Source organism: Vibrio sp. 1562 (assembly GCF_033340155.1).
In the GTDB taxonomy this organism is placed as follows: Bacteria; Pseudomonadota; Gammaproteobacteria; order Enterobacterales; family Vibrionaceae; genus Vibrio; species Vibrio alginolyticus.
In genome coordinates this window covers 1-526 of sequence record NZ_JAWOVY010000747.1, presented here as the reverse complement: position 1 = coordinate 526, position 526 = coordinate 1, and the positions used below count along the sequence as shown (strand labels likewise).

General features: G+C 40.3%; 1 protein-coding gene. It reads left to right on the top strand.

The genetic code is table 11. The features are described from left to right. Positions 1–184 precede the first annotated feature (184 nt). On the top strand, positions 185–526 hold a 342-nt coding region (locus tag R7Z49_RS27430; RefSeq protein WP_318112820.1), incomplete at its 3' end, for a PilZ domain-containing protein.

The window sequence follows — 526 nt, the reverse complement described above, 5'->3', positions numbered from 1 at the left end:
TGGGCCATTTTGATTGGCGTTATTAAGGTATTTGATGATTTGAGAGTCATTGGGTCAGTGAAAAACATGACCGTGTACTTACGTAACTCTGTAGCGTCCTCGACAGTTTTTAAACAACATTCGAACACTTTTTGTTCTTCTTGATATACTATTCAATCTGTTTAAATGCCTTAGAGAGCGCAATATGACGGAGAAAAGACGCTTTTCACGCATCATCTACCAAGCTCCAGCTCAGTTAGAACAACGTGATTTGAGACTTAACGCTACGATTCAAGATCTTTCCTTGCATGGCTTGCTCTTACAAGCCGAAGGCTTAGATACATTGAATCCTGCACTTTTGGTTGATGTCGGTTTCTCGTTCCACCAGTCTGAACAAGAGATTACGTTAACGGCACAAATCGTAGACGTCACTCAAGACCAAATACGGCTCAAGATCACCAACATCGACATTGAAAGCATTAGCCAATTAAAACGATTTATCGAATTGAATGTAGGCAATAACGAACTTCTGAATCGAGAGTTAGAC